Raw genomic sequence first — 18,325 nt, forward strand, 5'->3', positions numbered from 1 at the left:
TGTATCAATTCAATATGCACATATTGCTCATAGTCGGCGATTCCAGGAGAATTAATTCTTTCATATCAACTTAATGTATAAAACTCACACACTTGAATGTATCATCAAAACAAGAAAATTTTGACTCATATTCTAAAGAATAATGAGATATATCTCATATTCCTAACATTCGGTGCGCCTGCGTCAAAGGCGCCCGACAGGCCCCGTCAGGCGGTTGCGCAGACCTGAACTGACACGGCAACGTGGAAGGAGGAATCCCATGACGTCGTCGATCGGAAACGCTTGCGTTCGCTCCCACCTGACCAGGCGCTCGCTTCTGAGTTTCCTGTTGGCATCGAGCGCCGTCATGCTGTGCCAGTCTGCCTATGCCCAGGTAACGGCCAGCGGCGGACAGACGGTGCGCATCACGCCTGCCCAGGCAACCTGCAAGAACGAAATCTGCTTTCACGCCATCGACAAGGGCTCGTTGCTCTACAGCAATGCCGACACACCCATCGACGTCACGGTACCGCCTGCCTCGAATGGCGACGATTACGACATCGGCATCTTTGCCGAGGATGGGGCGACCATCAATCTGAAGGGCGGAGGAACCGTTCGCGTCGGCGGGAGCTCGACGGGGCTGCAAGCCAATTGGGGAGACGTAGCGGGGGCCACGATCTATGCAACCGATCTGAGCCTTGACGTCGCTGACGTCGCCAGGGGTGCGATAGCCTCCCGGAGCAGCCGCATGACGTTCAGCGGCCAAACCACCCTGGTGGGCCACGGTGCCTGGTCGGATGGCCTTTCTGCGCAGTTCGACAGCACCATCACTGTGAATGGCCCGATCAATGCCAGTGGTGCCTGGCTCTACGTCGCCAACAGCAGCGATGGCAGCCGGGTCGATTTGAAAGGCGGCGGAACCATTTCACTGACGGGAGCAGGCCAAGGCGTTTTTTCGGCGGTCGCCGACGGAGTTTTGACGGCGACCGGCATGAAGATCCATGCCGATACCAACCAGAGCAGCGGCACCTCCTTGCTGAGCGGCGGCAGTGTCAGCACCATCAGGGTCTCCAACAGCGAGCTGGATGGCGCCAATTCAGGGGGAGCGATCTGGGGCATCCACGTCTCGAACGCCGTGACGGAAAACGCGACCTTCGTCCTGGACAACAGCCAGCTTACGATGAACTCGGCCGGCGCGGCCATCTATGCCGATGGCGGAAGAGCCTCGGTGCGTCTGACCGGCTCGGGCGTCACGGCCTTCAAAGGCAGCGGCGGCCTGCTCGCCAATGTCGGAACGGGTCGGATCTTCCATCTGCCCAGCGCGCTCAGCCTTACCGCAATCGATTCCACGCTCTCCGGAGACATGGCAGTGGACGCACCTGCCGCGGATGGAGCAAACACCCTGTCGGCCAGCCTGCGCGGCACCACGACATGGACCGGCAATCTCACTGTGAATGGCGCCTCGCGGGGCAATGTAACCTTGGCCGATTCTGCCCATTGGATAGGCTCGGCCACCAACGCCAGCACAGTCGTGCTGAGTTCCGCCACGGCCCTTTGGGCGATCCCCGGGGGCGGCAATTCCACCGTCACCGGCACGGTGAAGAATGCCGGCAAGATCGCCTTCCAGGCCGGTGGCCCGACCACGCTGACGGTACGCAACTTCGTCAATGAAGGCGGCACCATCCAGGTGAACATCAACGCCGCCGGGCAGAACGATTTCATTCACGCCACCGGCACCGCCACCATCAATGGCGGCACGGTTTCCGTCATCCCTGCCACGGGCGACTACACGATCGGCCAGACCTACAAGATCCTCACCGCCAATGGCGGCATCACCGGCCAGTTCGCCAAGGTGGTCGACAACGCCCCGTTCGTCGATCTCGGCCTGTCCCAGAATGCCAACAACGTCTATCTGAAGGTCACGCGCAACGACACCTCCTTCGCCTCGGTCGCCAGCAGCGAGAGCCAGCGCGCCGTGGCCGACAGCGTGGAGACGCTGGCGAACGGCAGCACGCTCTATCAGGCCGTCGCCAAGGCGCCGGACGTCGCCAGCGCCCGCCAGGCCTTCTCGACCCTGTCCGGCGACATCCATGCCTCGGCCCGCAGCGTGCTGGTCCAGGATAGCGGCCTCATCCGCGATGCCGTGCTGAACCGGCTCTACACCGCTGATCTCGGTGCCATCGCACCTGCGGCCATGCTCTCGGGCCCGATCGCCTATGCCGAGAATGTGCCGGCGACCACGCCGGCGCCGTTCGGCTCAGCCACCCCGGTGGCCCTGTCCGGCTTCTGGGCCCAGGGCTTCGGATCCTGGGGCCATCTCGGCGGCGGCGGCCGCGACGCCCGGGTCGATCACGATACCGGCGGCTTCCTCATCGGCTTCGATACCCTCGTCCAGGGTTCGTTCCTGCAGGACTGGCGCCTCGGCGCCTTTGCCGGCTACAGCCATTCCAGCTTCGACGTCGATGCGCGCGCCGCCTCTGGTACGGCCGACAATTATCACGCCGGTCTCTATGCCGGGCGGCAGTGGAACGCCCTCGCCCTGCGGTTGGGCGCAAGCTACACTTGGCACGACATCGACAGCGACCGTACCGTGGCGCTGCCGGGTTTCGCCGACAGGCTCAGCACCAGCTACGACGCCGGCACGGCCCAGCTCTTCGGTGAGCTCGGCTATCGCATCGATACCCAGGCCTTCCGCTTCGAGCCCTTCGTCAACGCCGCCTATCTCAACCTGCACACCGATGGCTTCCGGGAGACAGGCGGCGATGCGGCTCTGAGCGGCCGAGGCGATACCAGCAATCTGGGCTTCACCACCCTGGGGCTGCGTGCGGCCACCAGCTTCGATCTCACCGAAGGCATGAGCACCACCCTCCAGGCCACCCTGGGCTGGCGGCACGCCTTCGGCGATGTCAGGCCGACGACCGCGCTCGCCTTGGCCAATGGCTCCGTCTTCAACGCCAGCGGCACGCCGATCGCCCGCGACGCCCTGGTGGTCGACACGGGCATCAGCGTGGCTCTGTCCCACGCGGTCAGCCTCGGCGTGTCCTACAGCGGACAATTCGGCGAAAAGGCCGTCGACCAGAGCGTCAGGGGCAATTTCGTCTGGAGATTCTGACCACGGAAGAAACGGGGCGCGTTGCTGGACATCGCGCCAAGCATTTGTCTTCTGGATGCAAGGCGCAAGAACCTCATTCGCAGCCCGACGATATTCCGATCATATGGCCTTCGACCACTCGCCTGTTTCGTTCGTGGCAAGGCACATCATTGGAGTGGAACAACTAAGAAATTAGATTAGAATTGTTAGATAAAATAAAGAAATATATAGAGAAATATAAATCCCATCTAGATGGGAAGTCGATTGGGTCTGGGCAGCAGGGCAATCAGCAGGAGGCAGACGAAGGCACCGCCGGCAGCAGCCAGGAAGCCGTCGATATAGGACAGCACCGCCGCCTGCTTGGCGATGGCCGAGGACAACAGGCTCGTCGCCCGGGCGCTGGCGATCGCCACGTCCGCCGTGTGGGCGCTGACGGCATTGCGATAAGCGGCGAGGCGGTCGACCGTCGCACCGGCAAGGCTGTCGACATGCAGGCCGATCAGATTGGAATGGACCTGTTCGCGCACGCGCACGAAGGTCTGCATGAAGGCGGTGCCGATCTCGCCGCCGAACATGCGGCTGATCTGCAGCAGGGCGCCGATCGTCAGCGCGTCGGCCGGATTGATTGACTGCACCGCCAGGACGACCAGCGCCGTGAGGGCGAAGGACTGGCCGAGGGCCTGCAGGATCTGGGATTGCAGGAAATCGTCGGTGGCCCAGGCGCTGGTGAGCTGGGCTGCCATCAGGCAGGCGATGCCGACCAGGGCCGTGCCGGCAGCCAGCACCCATCGTCCGTCGACGCGCTTGAGGACATAGCCGAGCGGCACCACGATGATGAGCTGGGGCAAGGCGATCCACAAGAGCACGGCGCCGACCTGCAATTCCCTGAAGTTCTGCACCGACTGCAGATAGTTGGGAATGATGTAGGCGGTCGACAGGATGATGAAGCGAAAGCCCGCCAGCAGCAGCAGCAACAGCAGGAGATGATGCTGCATCAGGAGCCGCAGGTTGAGGAAGGGCCTGCGGCTGACCCACAGCTCGCGCACGACGAAGGCCGCCGTCACCAGGCCGCCAGCGATCAGCAGGCCGTTGACCAGGCCGCTGTTGGTCCAGTCGAGCCGGTTGCCCTGGTCGAGCCCGGCATAGAGCAGGCTGAAACCGGCGCCGGCATAGACCAGGCCCGGCCAGTCGAAATGGTGCAGGAGTTCGGTCTTCACGTCCTCGCGCGGAATGCCGAACCATACACAGGTGAACATCAGCGGCAGCAGGCCGCAATATTGCCAGCTGATCCAGCGCCAGGACAGATTGTCCGCATACCAGCCTTCCAGCGAGGCCGCGACATTCTGCGAAAGCTCCGAATTCATGGCGTAAACAGCGATGCCATAGATGATCAGGCGCGGCGGCAGGCTGCGGGCGATGAAGCTGATGGTCAGCGGAATGAACGTCCCCGATCCGACCCCGGCCAGGAACTGGGCGGCCAGGAAGGCGCCGAGATTGGGAGAGAGGGGCGCCAGCAGGCTGGCGACGAAGAGCAGGGTGATGCCCAGCAGCAGCATGCGCCGCACCCCGAAAATGGCGCCGAGATAAGGACAGGCCACGCCGACCAGCATCTGGCCGACGGCGAAGGTGGTGGTCATCCAGGCCCCCTCGTCAAAGCCCAGATGCAGCCCGCCGCGCAGATCGGCAAGACCGAAACTGGTGACGCGGCTGCCGAGCGTGGACATGATGGAGCCGAGCAGCACGCCGAGGATGCCGATATAGGGACGCAGCGTATCGGCGCGGAAACGCGGCGGGGCGTGCGTCGCCGGTTCGAGGGCTGCCCCGGCCGCTGTCAGCGGGGCGGCCGTCGCCGTCATGCCCGCCATCGTCACGCCCGCCGTCGTCATGGCGAAGCCGCCGCGCCGGTGCCTGGCCTGTCACCGGTATCGACGGTCGCAACCACCGACATGCCGGGCCGGATCAGGGTTCCCAGCGCCGGATTGGGATCGAGGGCGATCTTGACCGGAATGCGTTGCACGACCTTGGTGAAATTGCCGGTGGCATTGTCGGGCGGCAGCAGGGCGAAGGTGCTGCCGGTGCCGGGCGACCAGGCTTCGACCCGTCCGGTCAGAACCAGGTCGGGAAAGGCATCGACGGTAACATGCGCCGGCTGACCAAGACGGATATTGGTCATCTGCGTTTCCTTGTAGTTCGCCACCACCCAGATATTGGGCAGCGGCACCACGGCGATGACCTGCGTGCCGACATTGACGAACTGGCCCGGGCGAACCTGGCGCTGGCCGACGAGCCCTTTCGCCGGCGACCGGATCTTGGTGTAGCCTAGATTGTTGGTGGCGAGGGTGACCTGCGCCTCCGCGGCCTTGATCTGGGCCCTGACCTGCTGCTCCTGCACGTCAAGCCCGACAAGCAGGGCCTTCTGCTGGTCGAGCTGGGCCTCGTAGAGCGTCTTCTGGGCCAGAGCGCGTTGGGCATTGGCATCGGCCTGCTCGACCGATTGCTGGGTGCCGGCCGTGCCGGTCTTGAGCAGGTCGCGCTGGCGCGTGGCTTCGAGCTGGTAGCGCCGCACATCCGCACTGCCCGCATCGATATTGGCACCGGCCTGCCGGATCAGGGCATTCTGGACGTTCTTCTGATTGGCGACATTGGCGAGACTGGCTTCGGCCGCGGCGAGATTGGCCTGGGCCAAAGCGAGCTGTGCCTGATAGTCCGACGGTTCGATCTCGGCGATGAGATCGCCGGCCTCCACCGCCTGATAGTCGTGGATGGGGACTTCCTTGATGTAGCCGGAGACACGCGCCGACAAGGGCGTGACATCTCCCACGATGAAGGCATTGTCGGTTTCCGCGAGGCGGGCAGCACCGGTCCAGCGGTTCCAATTGCCGGCGACGTACCAGACCAGCCAGGCGGCGAGCAGAAGAAAGCCGACGCGCAAGGCCGGATAGAGCCAACGTGACCGCATGCTGCGCGCGGGCGGCGGCGTTTCGGATACGGTCGATTTTTCCGCAGCATCCGACATCTGATCCTCACACCCATATTCCAACGCTGCCGATCCTGGCGAAGGATTTTGGATGGCGATACAAAAATATTCCAATACGCACACCGGACTTGCCGGGCTCGATCGAGCCTATCCTGGTGGGGCTCTACAGGGCGCGGAAATCGGCGTCATCCCCGAGCCTTGCGGGCATGCCTGGCATTCACATTCATCCCGAGAAGCCGGAAACGCCGTCCCACAGCAATTTCAACGCCGTCACGGCGAGCAAGCCATAGCAGGCACGATAAACCTGACGCTGATCCAACACGCCATGAAGCCGCCAGCCGGACCAGACACCAATGGGAATGGCGAGCAGGCAGATCGCCATCAGCGCCCAGGTCGTGGCCGCAGGCTGTACCAGCAGCAGCCATGGCACCAGCTTGGTCGCATTGCCGACGGTGAAGAACAGGCTTGTGGTTCCCGCGTAGATCTCCTTCCCCAGCCCGAGAGGCAACAGATACATCGCAAGCGGCGGCCCTCCCGAATGCGCCACCATGGTGGTGATGCCCGAAGTGAGGCCGGCGGCGACTGCCTTCGGCATGGAGCGCGGGCGATGCGTCAATTCCCCGCCCCGCACGAGCCAGAGGCCGACAAAGACCAGGATGACGGCAGCCATCATGATCGCAATGGCGCGATGGTCGAGCACGCGGAACAGCAGGAAGCCGAAGCCGATACCGATCACAAGCCCGGGCAGCAGCACCATGAGGTCCGGCTTCGACCAGGTCGACGGCTTCCAGTAGCGCAAGGCGTAGAGGTCCATCGCGATGAAGAGAGGCGCCAGCAATCCGCCCGCGATGACGGGATCCATGACCACCGAGAGCAGCGGAATGCCGACGATGGCAAAGCCGCCGCCGAAGGCGCCCCTCATGAAGCTGATCAGGAATACGCCGGCAAAGGCGACGAGGATGGTGGCAGCGCTCAGGTCCATGGTGACGCCTGCATCGCCGACGGACATGAGCATTCCCGCCTGTGCAGGGCCGTCGTGGCGCAATCGGGGATCATGACGCTTTGGTCCCACCGGGGGGGATGGGCCGGCCATAGACCGCGGCCTCGATATCACCGCGTGCAAGGCCGATGTCGCGCAGCGCGAAATCATCCTGGTCGCGAAGGTCAGCAAGGGCGGCGCGCCGGGCCAGGAAACGCACGATTGCATCGCGAAGTGCACCGAGTGCCCGATACCGGGTGGCGCGCTTCTTCACGAACTCGGGACGGACGACGGTCGAAAAGGAAACAGGCATTTCCAATCTCCAGTGATGAGGTCAGGCCAAGCGACGCCGTTGCCGCAAACCATGATGTGCCGGCCGACATGAATGGTAGAAATTTCCACAGAGCCCGGTACAATCCGGTTGATATAGGCAAAATGCTCTGATATTTTTCTCGGTGCAATTATAACATTGCTCTCGGTGCAATAATGTCGAAGTCCGAATATCTGAAATTGGCCGACGAGATTGCTGCCGATATATCGGGCGGCAGGCTCATGCCGGGCGATCGCCTGCCCCCGCAGCGCAATTTCGCCTATGAGCGCGGGATCGCCGCCTCGACGGCAAGCCGCGTCTACACGGAGCTGCTGCGTCGGGGCCTGGTGGTCGGCGAAACCGGGCGAGGCACCTTCATTTCGGGCAATGCCAGGCGCGGCGTGGCGGCACCGGGCGAGCCGAGCGGCATTCGTATCGATCTCGAGTTCAACTATCCGCTGCTACCCGATCAGACCGCCCTCATTGCCCGGAGCCTCGATGGCCTGGAACAGCCTGCCGCCCTCGACATGGCACTCAGACAGGCGACCAGTATCGGAACGCCGGCGCTGCGAACCCTTGCCTCCTCCTTCCTTTCGCGGGACGCTTGGTCGCCAACCCCGGAGCAACTCGTCTTTACCGGCAATGGCCGCCAGAGCCTGGCGGCCGCCCTTGCCGCCATCGTTCCGACCGGCGGGCGCTGCGGCGTCGAGGCCTTGACCTACCCTTTCATCAAGGGCGTTGCCGCGCGGCTCGGCATCACGCTGGTGCCCTTGGCGATGGACGAGGGCGGCCTGCGTCCCGACTCGGTGCAAAAGGCGCACCATGAAGCCCATCTTTCGGCGCTCTACGTCCAGCCGGCTGTCCAAAACCCGCTGAACATGACGATGAGCGCGGCGCGCCGGGCCGACCTTCTGCACGTCGCCGAAAAGCTCGACCTTCCGATCATCGAGGACAATGTCTACGGCTTCCTCGACGACGTGCCGCCGCTCGCAGCTCTCGCGCCGGCACGGTGCATCGTCATCGACTCCCTGTCCAAGAAGGTCGCGCCGGGCCTGTCCTTGGGCTTCATCGTGCCGCCCCAGCACCTGCGTGAAACCATCATGGCTTCGGTGCGCTCGGGCGGATGGACCGCCTCCGGCTTTGCCTTTGCGGCGGCGCAGCGACTGATGGGCGATGGCACCGCTGCCGAACTCTCCAGGCTGAAACGCCTGGATGCCCGCGCGCGCCAGAAGCTGGCGGCCGAGCGCCTTTCGGGCTTCGAGATTCAAACCAACGAAAAGTGCTACCATCTATGGCTGACATTGCCGGCGCATTGGCGCTCGCAAACCTTCGTCGCGGCGGCGGCCAGGCGCGACATTGCCCTGTCTCCCTCCACGACCTTCGCCGTAACGCCAGGCCATGCGCCCAACGCCGTCCGGCTGGCGCTGGCCAGCCCGTCGATGGATCAGCTCGATAGCGGCCTGGCGACGCTGGCCGCGATGCTGGTCATGCGGGAGGATGATTTCGACTCGACCGAATGAGCCTCAATCAGCCGAACAAGGGCGAAGCACCATGTTCCGCGGCCGAGACCTGCCGGCGAAACAGGCCGAAGAGTTCGCGGCCGACACCGAATTCGTTGCCGTCGAGATCCGGCTCGGCATTCTCCCGTTCGAGCGCTCCCGCCGTCAGCACGTCGATCGTGCCCGCAATCGCGTCGACGCGCACGAGGTCACCGTCCCTGAGCCTGGCAAGCGGTCCTCCGTCGAGCGCCTCGGGGCTGACATGGATCGCCGCGGGCACCTTGCCCGACGCCCCCGACATCCGCCCATCGGTGACCAGAGCGACCTTCAGCCCCTTATCCTGCAGCACGGCAAGCAGCGGGGTCAGGCTGTGCAGTTCCGGCATGCCATTGGCCTTCGGCCCCTGGAAACGCACCACCACCACGGTATCCCCGGTGAACTCGCCGGCCCGGAAGGCCTGCTTGACCGCCTCCTGGTCGGCGAAGACGCGTGCCGGCGCCTCGACGACATGGCGCTCCGGCGCCACGGCCGAGACCTTCATCACGCCGGTGCCGAGATTGCCTTGGAGCCGCTTGAGGCCACCCGTCGGCTGGAACGGCTCTCCGGCCGGTCGCAGCACCTTGGGATTGAGGGAGGCGCTCGTCCCCTCCGACCACACCAGGGCGCCGTCGATGAGCTTCGGCTCTCTGGTATAGCGGGCGAGCCCCTCGCCGGCCACGGTGCGCGTATCGGGATGCAGGAGCCCGGCTTCGAGCAGTTCGCCGATCATGAAGCCGAGGCCACCGGCAGCGTGGAAATGGTTCACATCGGCAAGCCCGTTCGGATAAACGCGCGCCATCAGCGGCGTCACCTCCGAAAGATCGGCGAAATCCTGCCAGTCGAGCACGATGCCGGCCGCCCGCGCCATGGCGATCATGTGGATGAGCAGGTTGGTGGAGCCGCCGGTGGCGTTGAGCCCGACAATGCCGTTGACGAAGGCGCGCTCGTCGAGCACGTCGCAAACCGGCGTATAGTCGTTGCCGAGCGCCGAGATCGCCAGGGCCCGCCTTGCGGCTTCCACGGTGAGTGCATCGCGCAGGGGCGTGTTGGGGTTGACGAAGCTCGAACCCGGCAGATGCAGGCCCATGAACTCCATCAGCATCTGGTTGGTGTTGGCGGTGCCGTAGAAAGTGCAGGTGCCCGGCCCGTGATAGGCCGCCATCTCCGCTTCCATCAGCTTGTCGCGCCCGCATTGGCCGGTGGCGAAGAGCTGGCGCACCTTGGATTTCTCGTCATTGGCAATGCCGCTCGCCATCGGCCCGGCCGGCACGAAGACCGCCGGCATATGGCCGAAAGCGGCCGCTGCAATGACGAGGCCAGGCACGATCTTGTCGCAGACCCCGAGATAGACGGTGGAATCGAAGGTGTTGTGGCTGAGCGCGATACCGGCCGCCATGGCAATGGCATCGCGCGAGAACAGCGACAATTCCATGCCGGCCTGGCCCTGGGTGACGCCATCGCACATCGCCGGCACGCCGCCAGCGACCTGCGCGGTGCCGCCGGCCGTGCGCGCCGCCGCGCGGATCAGGTCGGGGTAGCTTTCATAGGGCTGATGGGCCGAGAGCATGTCGTTATAGGCCGTGATGATGCCGAGATTGCCCGCGCCGCCCTTGACCAGGGCCGCCTTGTCATCCACCGGCATCGCGGCGTAGGCATGGGCCTGGTTGCCGCAGGACAGATGGGCTCGCACGGTGCCGGCGGCACGGGCGCGCGCCATGCGCTCGAGATAGGGGCGGCGAAGGGCCACGGACCGCGCCACGATCCGATCGGTAACCCGTGCGAGCGTTGGGTTCAGCGCCATGGTGACCTTTCTCGGGTTGGGAGACGATGCCGGCGTTGATACGGCGCATCGTCTCCGGAGGGCTTCGTCGATAATGAGGCGAAGCAAGAAACACGCCAGCCGGAGGGACAAAGCCCCCCGGCCCTCGTCTCTGTCAGGCCGCAACCAACTCCTCGGGCGGGGCCTTGGCGCCGGTCATGAAGGCGACCGCGTCGGACATCGTGTATTCGCGTGGATTGATGACGCAGAGCCGCCGGCCGAGTCGGTGGATATGGATACGGTCGGCCACCTCGAACACATGCGGCATGTTGTGCGAGATCAGCACGATCGGCAGCCCACGCCGCTTGACGTCGAGGATAAGCTCCAGCACGCGGCGGCTTTCCTTAACGCCGAGAGCGGCAGTCGGCTCGTCCATGAAGACCACCTTCGATCCGAAGGCAGCTGCACGCGCCACCGCGACGCCCTGGCGCTGGCCGCCGGACAGGGTCTCGACCGCCTGGCCGATGTTCTGGATGGTCATCAGGCCGAGCTCGGTCAGCTTCTCGCGGGCCCGCTTTTCCATGGCCGGCCTGTCGAGCATCTTGAACCATTGGCCGAGGATGCCCGACTTGCGGATCTCCCGACCCAGGAACATGTTATCGGCGATGGACAGGGCCGGCGACAAGGCAAGGTTCTGGTACACGCACTCGATCCCCGCCTCGCGGGCATCGATGGGCGACTTGAAGTTGACGACCTTGCCGTCCAGCCTGATTTCCCCCTCATCGGGCGTGACTGCGCCCGACAAGGCCTTGATCAGCGAGGATTTGCCGGCGCCGTTGTCGCCGATCACAGCGAGGATCTCGCCGGGATAGAGGTCGAAGTCGCAATTGTTGAGAGCGGTGACCCGGCCATAGCGCTTGATCAGACCACGCCCTGAGAGAATGGGTTCCTGTGCCATTAGCCTGCAACCTTTCTGATCCACTGGTCGACGGTCACGGCGCCGATGATCAGCACGCCGATGAGCAGGTAGGTCCATTGCGGGTCGGTGCCCACCAGCCGGAGGCCGAGCTGGAACACGCCGACGATCAGGGCGCCGAAGATCATGCCCAGGATCGAGCCCCGGCCGCCGAACAGCGAGATGCCACCGATGACCACTGCGGTGATCGACTCGATATTGGCAAACTGGCCGGAGGTCGGGGAAACCGAGCCGAGACGGCCGATCAGCACCCAGCCCGCCAGGGCGCAGATGATGCCTGATAGCGTGTAGACCTGGAGCAGCATCTTGTTGGTGCCGACACCGGAAAGCTCGGCCGCATCGGGATCATCGCCCACGGCATAGACATGCCGGCCCCAGGCGGTGTGGTTGAGCACGTACCACAGCACCGCGACCAGCAGCACCATGGCGATCACGCCGGCGGTCAGGACCGCACCGCCGAAGCGGAAGCTCGCGCCGAAGAGCTGCAGCAACGGGGCCTGAGCCGCGATGTCCTGGCTGCGGATCGTCTCATTGGCCGAATAGAGGAAGTTGGCGGCCAGGATGATCTGCCAGCTGCCCAACGTGACGATGAAGGGCGGCAGCTTCATGCGGGAGACGAGCAGCCCGTTGATGTAGCCGCACAGCGCACCGCAGGCGAAGCCGCTGAGAATTGAGAGCGGCGCCGGCAGGCCGTAGCGGAAGGTGAACTGCCCCATCACCACCGATGACAGCACCATGATCGCACCGACAGACAGGTCGATGCCGGCCGTCAGGATGACCAGGGTCTGGGCTGCGCCGACGATGCCGGTGATGGCCACCTGCTGCAGGATCAGCGTCAGCGAAAAGGCCGAAAAGAACTTGCTGCCCAGGAGGATGCCGAAGACGGCGGTGGACAGCACCAGCACGATCAGCGGCACCATGGCCGGGTTTCCGTGCAGGAAGTGCTGCGCCTTTTCCAGGGCGGATTTGTTGTGGACGTCGAAGCTGGCTACGCTGGTGTCGCTGCCCGAGAGGACTTTCTCGAAGTCCTGTGGACGGCCGACATTTGCCGAAGGATCGGTCATATCTTTGGTCTCCTCCCGTGGGGCGGTCGCCCCTCGTAAAAGGAGCGGCGCGGCGGCCGCTCCTCCCTAAGAACAAGATTGAACGCTGGCCGGGCTGGCCTCAGGTCAGCCCCAGCACAGATCCTTGCCTTTCTTGGTGTCGATGGACTCGACGCCGGAAGCCGGCTTGTCGGTGACGAGGGTGGCGCCGGTGTCGAAGAACGCCTTGCCTTCGGTGGGCTTGGGCTTCTCGCCGCCATCGGCGAACTTCTTGATGGCCTCGATGCCCATGGCGGCCATCTTGAGCGGATATTGCTGCGAGGTCGCGCCGATGACGCCCTCCGCGACGTTCTTCACGCCCGGGCAGCCGCCGTCGACCGAGACGAGCAGCACATCCTTCTCGCGGCCGACGGCCTTGAGCGCTTCATAGGCGCCCGCGGCAGCCGGCTCGTTGATGGTGTAGACGACGTTGATCGTCGGGTCCTTCTGGAGGCAGTTCTCCATGGCAGCCCGGCCGCCCTCCTCATTGCCGTTGGTCACGTCGTGGCAGACGTTGCGGGCATCGCCCCAATCCTGGATCTTGGTCGGATTTTCGATCTTGGAGACGCCGAAGCCGCTCATGAAGCCCTGGTCACGCAGGACGTCGACGGTCGGCTGGCTCGGATTGAGATCGAGATAGGCGATCTTGGCCTCCTTGGCCTTGTCGCCGAGCGTGGCCTTGGCCCACTGGCCGATCAGTTCGCCGGCCTTGAAATTGTCGGTGGCGAAGGTGGCGTCGGCCGCGTCGATCGGCTCCAGCGGCGTATCGAGCGCGATGACGAGGATGCCGGCAGCGCGGGCCTTCTTGACGGAGTCGACGATGGCCTTGGAGTCCGAAGGTACCAGCAGAATGCCCTTGGCCCCGTCGGCGATGCAGGATTCGATGGCCGAGACCTGGCTCTCATTGTCGCCGTCGATCTTGCCCGCATAGGCCTTGAGGTTGACGCCGAGCTCCTTGGCCTTGGCGCTGGCACCTTCCTTCATCTTGACGAAGAAGGGATTGGTGTCGGTCTTGGTGATCAGGCAGGCGCCGACATCGGCCGCAAAACCCGGGGTTGCAAAAATACCGAGAGACAGGACGCTGGCGCACAGCAGCGCCGACTTCAGGACCGGTTTCTTCATCATATTCCTCCCTTTTGGAACGCGTGGCCGGCTAGCCGGGCCTCGCTTTCGGGGCGCCCCTCATTGCCGTGTCGGCGCCTGGACATGAAAAAACACCATCCCCGCCTACCCTGTCAATAAATAAATAAGTCTTATTTAGTTATTTATTGACGCCCTTGCACGAAGCACTCATTGTGGGCGAAAGAAACAATGTTGCCCAATGCAGCCTCCCCCGTTCGAGTCACAAGCTCAAGCGAGTGAAAGCTGTAAAATTTCAGACACTTGCAGAATTTTCTTGCCATTGCCTGTTCACAGCCAATCGAGACATTCTGCCGACGGGGAGGAAACGGGATGGAGGCTGGCACCCAGAAGGCCGGTTCGTCCGAACTGGCCGAGAGCCGATTTCATCGCGGCACCAATCAGAGCGGCATGCGCGACCACAATGAGCGTATCGTCCTCTCGCTCGTCCGGGAGCATGGCGCCCTGGCCAAATCCGACATCGCCCGCATGACCAGCCTGTCGCTGCAGACCGTTTCGGTGATCATGCGCGAGCTGGAGGAAGCGGGTTTGCTGACGCGCCAGGAGCCGGTGCGCGGGCGCATCGGCCAGCCCTCGATCCCGATGGCACTCAATCCGGAAGGTGCCTATTTCCTCGGCCTGAAGATCGGGCGGCGCAGCGCCGATCTGGTGCTGATCGATTTCCTGGGCAATGTGCGTGCCATGCTGCACAAATCCTACCGCTACCCTGCCCCGGGCGAAACGATCCGCTTCGCGCTCGACGGCATCGCATCCGTCAGGGCCACGCTCAGCCCGGCAGCGAACCGACGTATTGCGGGGCTCGGCATCGCCATGCCCTTCGAATTGTGGAACTGGGCCGATGCGGCGGGCGCCCCACCCGATGTCCTCGACGAATGGCGCCATCGCAGCATCCAGGCCGACCTCCAGTCGAATTGCGATTTTCCGGTCTATCTGGAGAACGATGCCACTGCCGCCTGTGGCGCGGAACTCGTTTTCGGCCAGTTCTCGGGCGTGCGCGACTTCGTCTATTTCTATATCGGTGCCTTTGCCGGCGGCGGCATCGTGCTGAATGGCCGCCTGTTCGGCGGGCAGACCGGCAATGCCGGCGCGCTCGGCTCCATGCCGGTCCCCGGCCCCGACGGCAGGCCGACACAGCTCATCGACGTCGCCTCCATCGCCATGCTGGAGAAGGCCCTGAAGGCACGCGGCATCGATGCTGCGCATCTTTGGACCTCGCCCGAGGCGTGGGGCGACCTGGGTGAGGACGTCGAGATCTGGATCAACCAGGCGGCCGATGCCCTGGCTTATGCCATCGTCTCTTCCTGCGCCGTGATCGATTTCGAAGCAGCCGTCATCGACGGCTGGATGCCGACCGATGTCCGGGCGCGCCTGGTCGGCGCCGTACGCGAGGCACTCGGCAGGATCGACGTGGAAGGGCTGAGAACGCCCCATGTGCGCGAGGGAACGGTGGGCATCCATGCCCGCGCGCTCGGCGGCGCCAGCCTGCCGCTATCGGCCCGCTTCCTCCTGCTCGCCGATAGTTCCAAAGAGAGCAACACGGTCAAGAGCGGCGACCTGCATAGCCGATAAGCCAGCGCGAATGGTGGCATGAGGCACCTCACTGCCACAGCGCCGATGCTCGATCATAAATTTAAGATCATAAAACAAGTAATTAATATTGCTTATTTTTTAAAAATATCCAATGCGCATTTCTGCGCAATATATCCGGTCTCAGCTGCGCTCTCGAACGCCATCGACGCAGGATGGCGAGGGCCGACCTCGCGCTCCCACCGCCCGTCTGGCGCCAGCCAGAACGCAACGGCATGACGGTAGACGTTCCTGGGCGGCGAAGATAAGTTTCTTGTCTGACGTTAGAAATGGCGCCACTATCTGCGTCTCATTAAAAATAATCATAATTTTCTAAAAGTGTACCGCATAGAAAAATAAGGTCATTGATATGGTTCGCAGCCTGGCAATCTTTCTGAGTTCCGTTTCTTTGGTCGCCTGGGGTTCAGCTGCTCTTGCGGAAATCTCATCAGGCGTACGGCAACAGAGCCACAATATCCAAGGCTTGCAGCAACCTGCCACGATGATCGTCGATCATTGGGGCATCGCGCATCTCTATACTGCCAGCCGGCGCGATGCGTTCTTCATGCAGGGCTACAATGCCGCGCGCGACCGCCTGTGGCAGATCGACCTGTGGCGCAAGCGCGGCCTTGGCCTTCTAGCCCGGGATTTCGGTCCGGCCTATGTCGAACAGGACCGTGCGGCACGCCTGTTCCTCTATCGCGGTGACATGGACAGGGAATGGCAGTCCTATGGCCCCAACGCGAAGGACTATGCGAACGCCTTCATCGCCGGCGTCAATGCCTATGTCCAGGAAACCCGGGACGGCACGCAGCCCCTGCCCGAGGAGTTCAGGATCGCCGGATCGCGTCCTGACCTGTGGCATGTCGACGATATCGTGCGCATCCGCAGCCATGGCCTGACGCGCAATGTCGAACTCGAAGTGCAGCGCGCGCAAATTGCCTGCGCAGCCGGGCTCGAGGCCGACAAGCTCCAGGCCCAGCTCGAGCCCGAATGGACGACGAAGCTGCCCGACGGCCTCGACCCCTGTTCCATTCCACGGGACGTGCTGAAAGACTACACACTTGCGACCGATCCGGTGAAGTTTGGACCGGCCAAAAAGGCCGCACAGGCCTATGACCCCGACGCCCTGTTGGCGCAGGCACAGGACAAGGTCGATACGATCGGCTCCAACAATTGGGTCGTCTCCGGCAAGCGCACGGCCACCAGGCGCCCGATCCTGGCCAATGATCCGCATCGCGACCACAGCGTGCCGTCCCTTCGCTATATCGTTCATCTCGTTGCACCGGGCATGAACGTGATCGGCGCCGGCGAACCGGCACTTCCCGGCATCTCGATCGGCCATAATGGCCGCATCGCCTTCGGCTTGACGATCTTCGGCATGGATCAGGAAGACCTCTATGTCGAGGCGCTCAATCCGAGCAATCCAGATCAGGTCAAGTTCGACGGGAACTGGGAGCCGGTCCGGATCATGCGCGAAAAGGTCGAGGTCAAGGGCGGCTCCCCGCAGGATATCGAGATGCGCTTCACCCGGCACGGACCGGTGCTTGCCAGCGATGCCAAGCGAAACCTCGCCTTCACCATTCGCTCCGTCTGGTTCGAGCCGGGAACCTCGGCCTATTTCGGCTCGTCCGACTACATGACGGCGAAAAACTGGCCGCAATTCCAAGCCGCCATGAAGCGCTGGGGCGCCCCTTCGGAAAACCAGATCTATGCCGACACCAAGGGTAATATCGGCTGGCAGCCGGGCGGAATGGCGCCGCGCCGCCTCAGCTATGACGGGCTGCTGCCGGTACCGGGCGACGGGCGCTATGAATGGCAGGGCTTCTTGCGCCTGGACGAATTGCCGAGCGTCTTCAACCCCAAGACAGGCTATTTCGCCACCGCCAACCAGATGAACCTGCCACAGGGCTATCCCATCGAGCAGCGCCGCATCGGTTTCGATTCCTGGGCCAATCCCGCCCGCTGGGACCGCATCGTCGAAGTGCTGCAGGAAAAGAAGAAATTCAGCCTCGCCGACGCGATGGATCTGCAGAATGACGACACCAGCATGCTGGGCCGCCGCCTGATCGCGCTCCTCAAGCCGCTGCAGTCGGATGACCCCCAAATCGCCAAAGGACTGCAGCTCCTGCGCGATTGGAATGCGAGCGACGACCGCGACAGCGCCGCCGCCGCTCTGTTCGAGGTATGGATCAGCAAGCATATCGGCCCGGCCCTGGTAAATGCCAGCGTGCCGCAAGCCGCTCGTGCCCTCATTCCCAGGCCGAGCGTCGGCGCGATGTTCGAGCTTCTGGAAAAGCCGGACGCCTCCCTCGGTCCCGATCCGGCCAAGGCGCGCGACAAACTGCTGCTGCAGAGCATCGGCACGGCGGTCGCGGAGGTTTCCAAGCTTCTCGGCGAGGATGCTGGCCAATGGCGCTGGGGCAGGCTGCACCATGCCCAATTCGATCACGCGCTGATGCCTCTGGCCGATCCCTCGACCCAAGCGCAGATGCGCGTCGGCCCGCTCGAGCTCGGCGGCGCCAGCAACGTGCCCCATGCCGCCAGCTATCGCAGCTCGGACTTTCGCCTGACCTCCGGCGCCTCCTTCCGCATGGTACTGGATGTCGGCAATTGGGACGCCAGCCGCGCCATCAATACACCGGGGCAATCGGGCGATCCCTTCAGCCCGCATTACCGCGATCTCGCACCGCTATGGGCCAACGGGCAATATGTGCCCCTGCTCTATTCCAAGCCGGCGGTCGAGAATGCAGCGAGCGAAATCGTGACCTATACGCCCGTGAAATAGTGACAGCGGCAGGAGCCACGAACCCATTTCGGCGCCACCGGGTGGCACCGAAAGGCAGCAGTTCGCCTAATTATTAGGCATGCTTAAATTATTGCCCTCCCATCGAAACACTTCAGCGCCTTGTCCCGGCCGCCTGCCAG

12 protein-coding genes are annotated in these 18,325 nt (G+C 63.6%); 4 read left to right on the forward strand and 8 right to left on the reverse strand.

What is annotated here, in order from left to right:
- Positions 1 to 259: 259 nt before the first annotated feature.
- Positions 260 to 3,091 carry an autotransporter outer membrane beta-barrel domain-containing protein gene (locus tag ABXS05_RS27540; protein ID WP_367626071.1) on the forward strand — a complete coding sequence of 944 codons (2,832 nt, stop codon included), beginning with the start codon at positions 260 to 262 and terminating at the stop codon, positions 3,089 to 3,091.
- A gap of 227 nt (positions 3,092 to 3,318) precedes the next feature.
- On the opposite strand, the gene ABXS05_RS27545 is transcribed toward ABXS05_RS27540, so the two are convergent.
- The 4 genes from ABXS05_RS27545 to ABXS05_RS27560 form a co-directional block, all read right to left on the reverse strand.
- Entirely contained in the window at positions 3,319 to 4,956 is a 1,638-nt protein-coding gene (locus ABXS05_RS27545; protein ID WP_367626072.1) for an MFS transporter, read from the reverse strand.
- Positions 4,953 to 6,086: an HlyD family secretion protein gene (locus tag ABXS05_RS27550; protein WP_311936404.1), complete on the reverse strand. Its 1,134-nt coding sequence runs from the start codon at positions 6,084 to 6,086 to the stop codon at positions 4,953 to 4,955. The genes ABXS05_RS27545 and ABXS05_RS27550 overlap by 4 nt, the downstream gene beginning before the upstream one ends.
- Positions 6,087 to 6,270: 184 nt before the next feature.
- On the reverse strand, positions 6,271 to 7,029 hold the full coding sequence (locus tag ABXS05_RS27555) for a sulfite exporter TauE/SafE family protein (protein WP_367626097.1): 759 nt from the start codon (positions 7,027 to 7,029) through the stop codon (positions 6,271 to 6,273).
- Between the two features lie 70 nt (positions 7,030 to 7,099).
- Positions 7,100 to 7,339: a DUF1127 domain-containing protein gene (locus tag ABXS05_RS27560; RefSeq protein ID WP_367626073.1), complete on the reverse strand. Its 240-nt coding sequence runs from the start codon at positions 7,337 to 7,339 to the stop codon at positions 7,100 to 7,102.
- Between the two features lie 173 nt (positions 7,340 to 7,512).
- On the opposite strand from ABXS05_RS27560, the gene ABXS05_RS27565 reads away from it, so the two are divergent.
- Complete coding sequence (locus ABXS05_RS27565; protein WP_367626074.1) at positions 7,513 to 8,856, forward strand: aminotransferase-like domain-containing protein; 1,344 nt, start codon at positions 7,513 to 7,515, stop codon at positions 8,854 to 8,856.
- Positions 8,857 to 8,863: 7 nt separating this feature from the next.
- On the opposite strand, the gene edd is transcribed toward ABXS05_RS27565, so the two are convergent.
- From edd to ABXS05_RS27585, 4 genes are all read right to left on the reverse strand, one after another.
- Positions 8,864 to 10,675, reverse strand: coding sequence for a phosphogluconate dehydratase (gene edd, locus ABXS05_RS27570; protein ID WP_367626075.1), 1,812 nt, complete (start codon positions 10,673 to 10,675; stop codon positions 8,864 to 8,866).
- A gap of 133 nt (positions 10,676 to 10,808) precedes the next feature.
- On the reverse strand, positions 10,809 to 11,591 hold the full coding sequence (locus ABXS05_RS27575; protein ID WP_367626076.1) for an ATP-binding cassette domain-containing protein: 783 nt from the start codon (positions 11,589 to 11,591) through the stop codon (positions 10,809 to 10,811).
- The gene (locus ABXS05_RS27580) at positions 11,591 to 12,673 is read right to left on the reverse strand and encodes an ABC transporter permease (RefSeq protein WP_311936424.1); all 1,083 of its coding nucleotides are present in this window, start codon (positions 12,671 to 12,673) and stop codon (positions 11,591 to 11,593) included. Before ABXS05_RS27580 ends, ABXS05_RS27575 begins: the two co-directional genes overlap by 1 nt.
- A gap of 105 nt (positions 12,674 to 12,778) precedes the next feature.
- A complete protein-coding gene (locus ABXS05_RS27585) occupies positions 12,779 to 13,813 on the reverse strand; it encodes a sugar ABC transporter substrate-binding protein (RefSeq protein WP_311936426.1) in 1,035 nt (344 codons plus the stop codon).
- Positions 13,814 to 14,143: 330 nt separating this feature from the next.
- Here ABXS05_RS27585 and ABXS05_RS27590 point away from each other — a divergent pair, with 330 nt between their 5' ends.
- Together ABXS05_RS27590 and ABXS05_RS27595 are read left to right on the forward strand one after the other, a co-directional pair.
- A complete protein-coding gene (locus ABXS05_RS27590; protein WP_311936429.1) occupies positions 14,144 to 15,400 on the forward strand; it encodes an ROK family transcriptional regulator in 1,257 nt (418 codons plus the stop codon).
- A gap of 499 nt (positions 15,401 to 15,899) precedes the next feature.
- Complete coding sequence (locus tag ABXS05_RS27595) at positions 15,900 to 18,185, forward strand: penicillin acylase family protein (protein ID WP_367626077.1); 2,286 nt, start codon at positions 15,900 to 15,902, stop codon at positions 18,183 to 18,185.
- Positions 18,186 to 18,325: the final 140 nt, after the last annotated feature.

It is taken from the genome of Labrys neptuniae (assembly GCF_040797145.1).
Taxonomy (GTDB): Bacteria; Pseudomonadota; Alphaproteobacteria; order Rhizobiales; family Labraceae; genus Labrys; species Labrys neptuniae.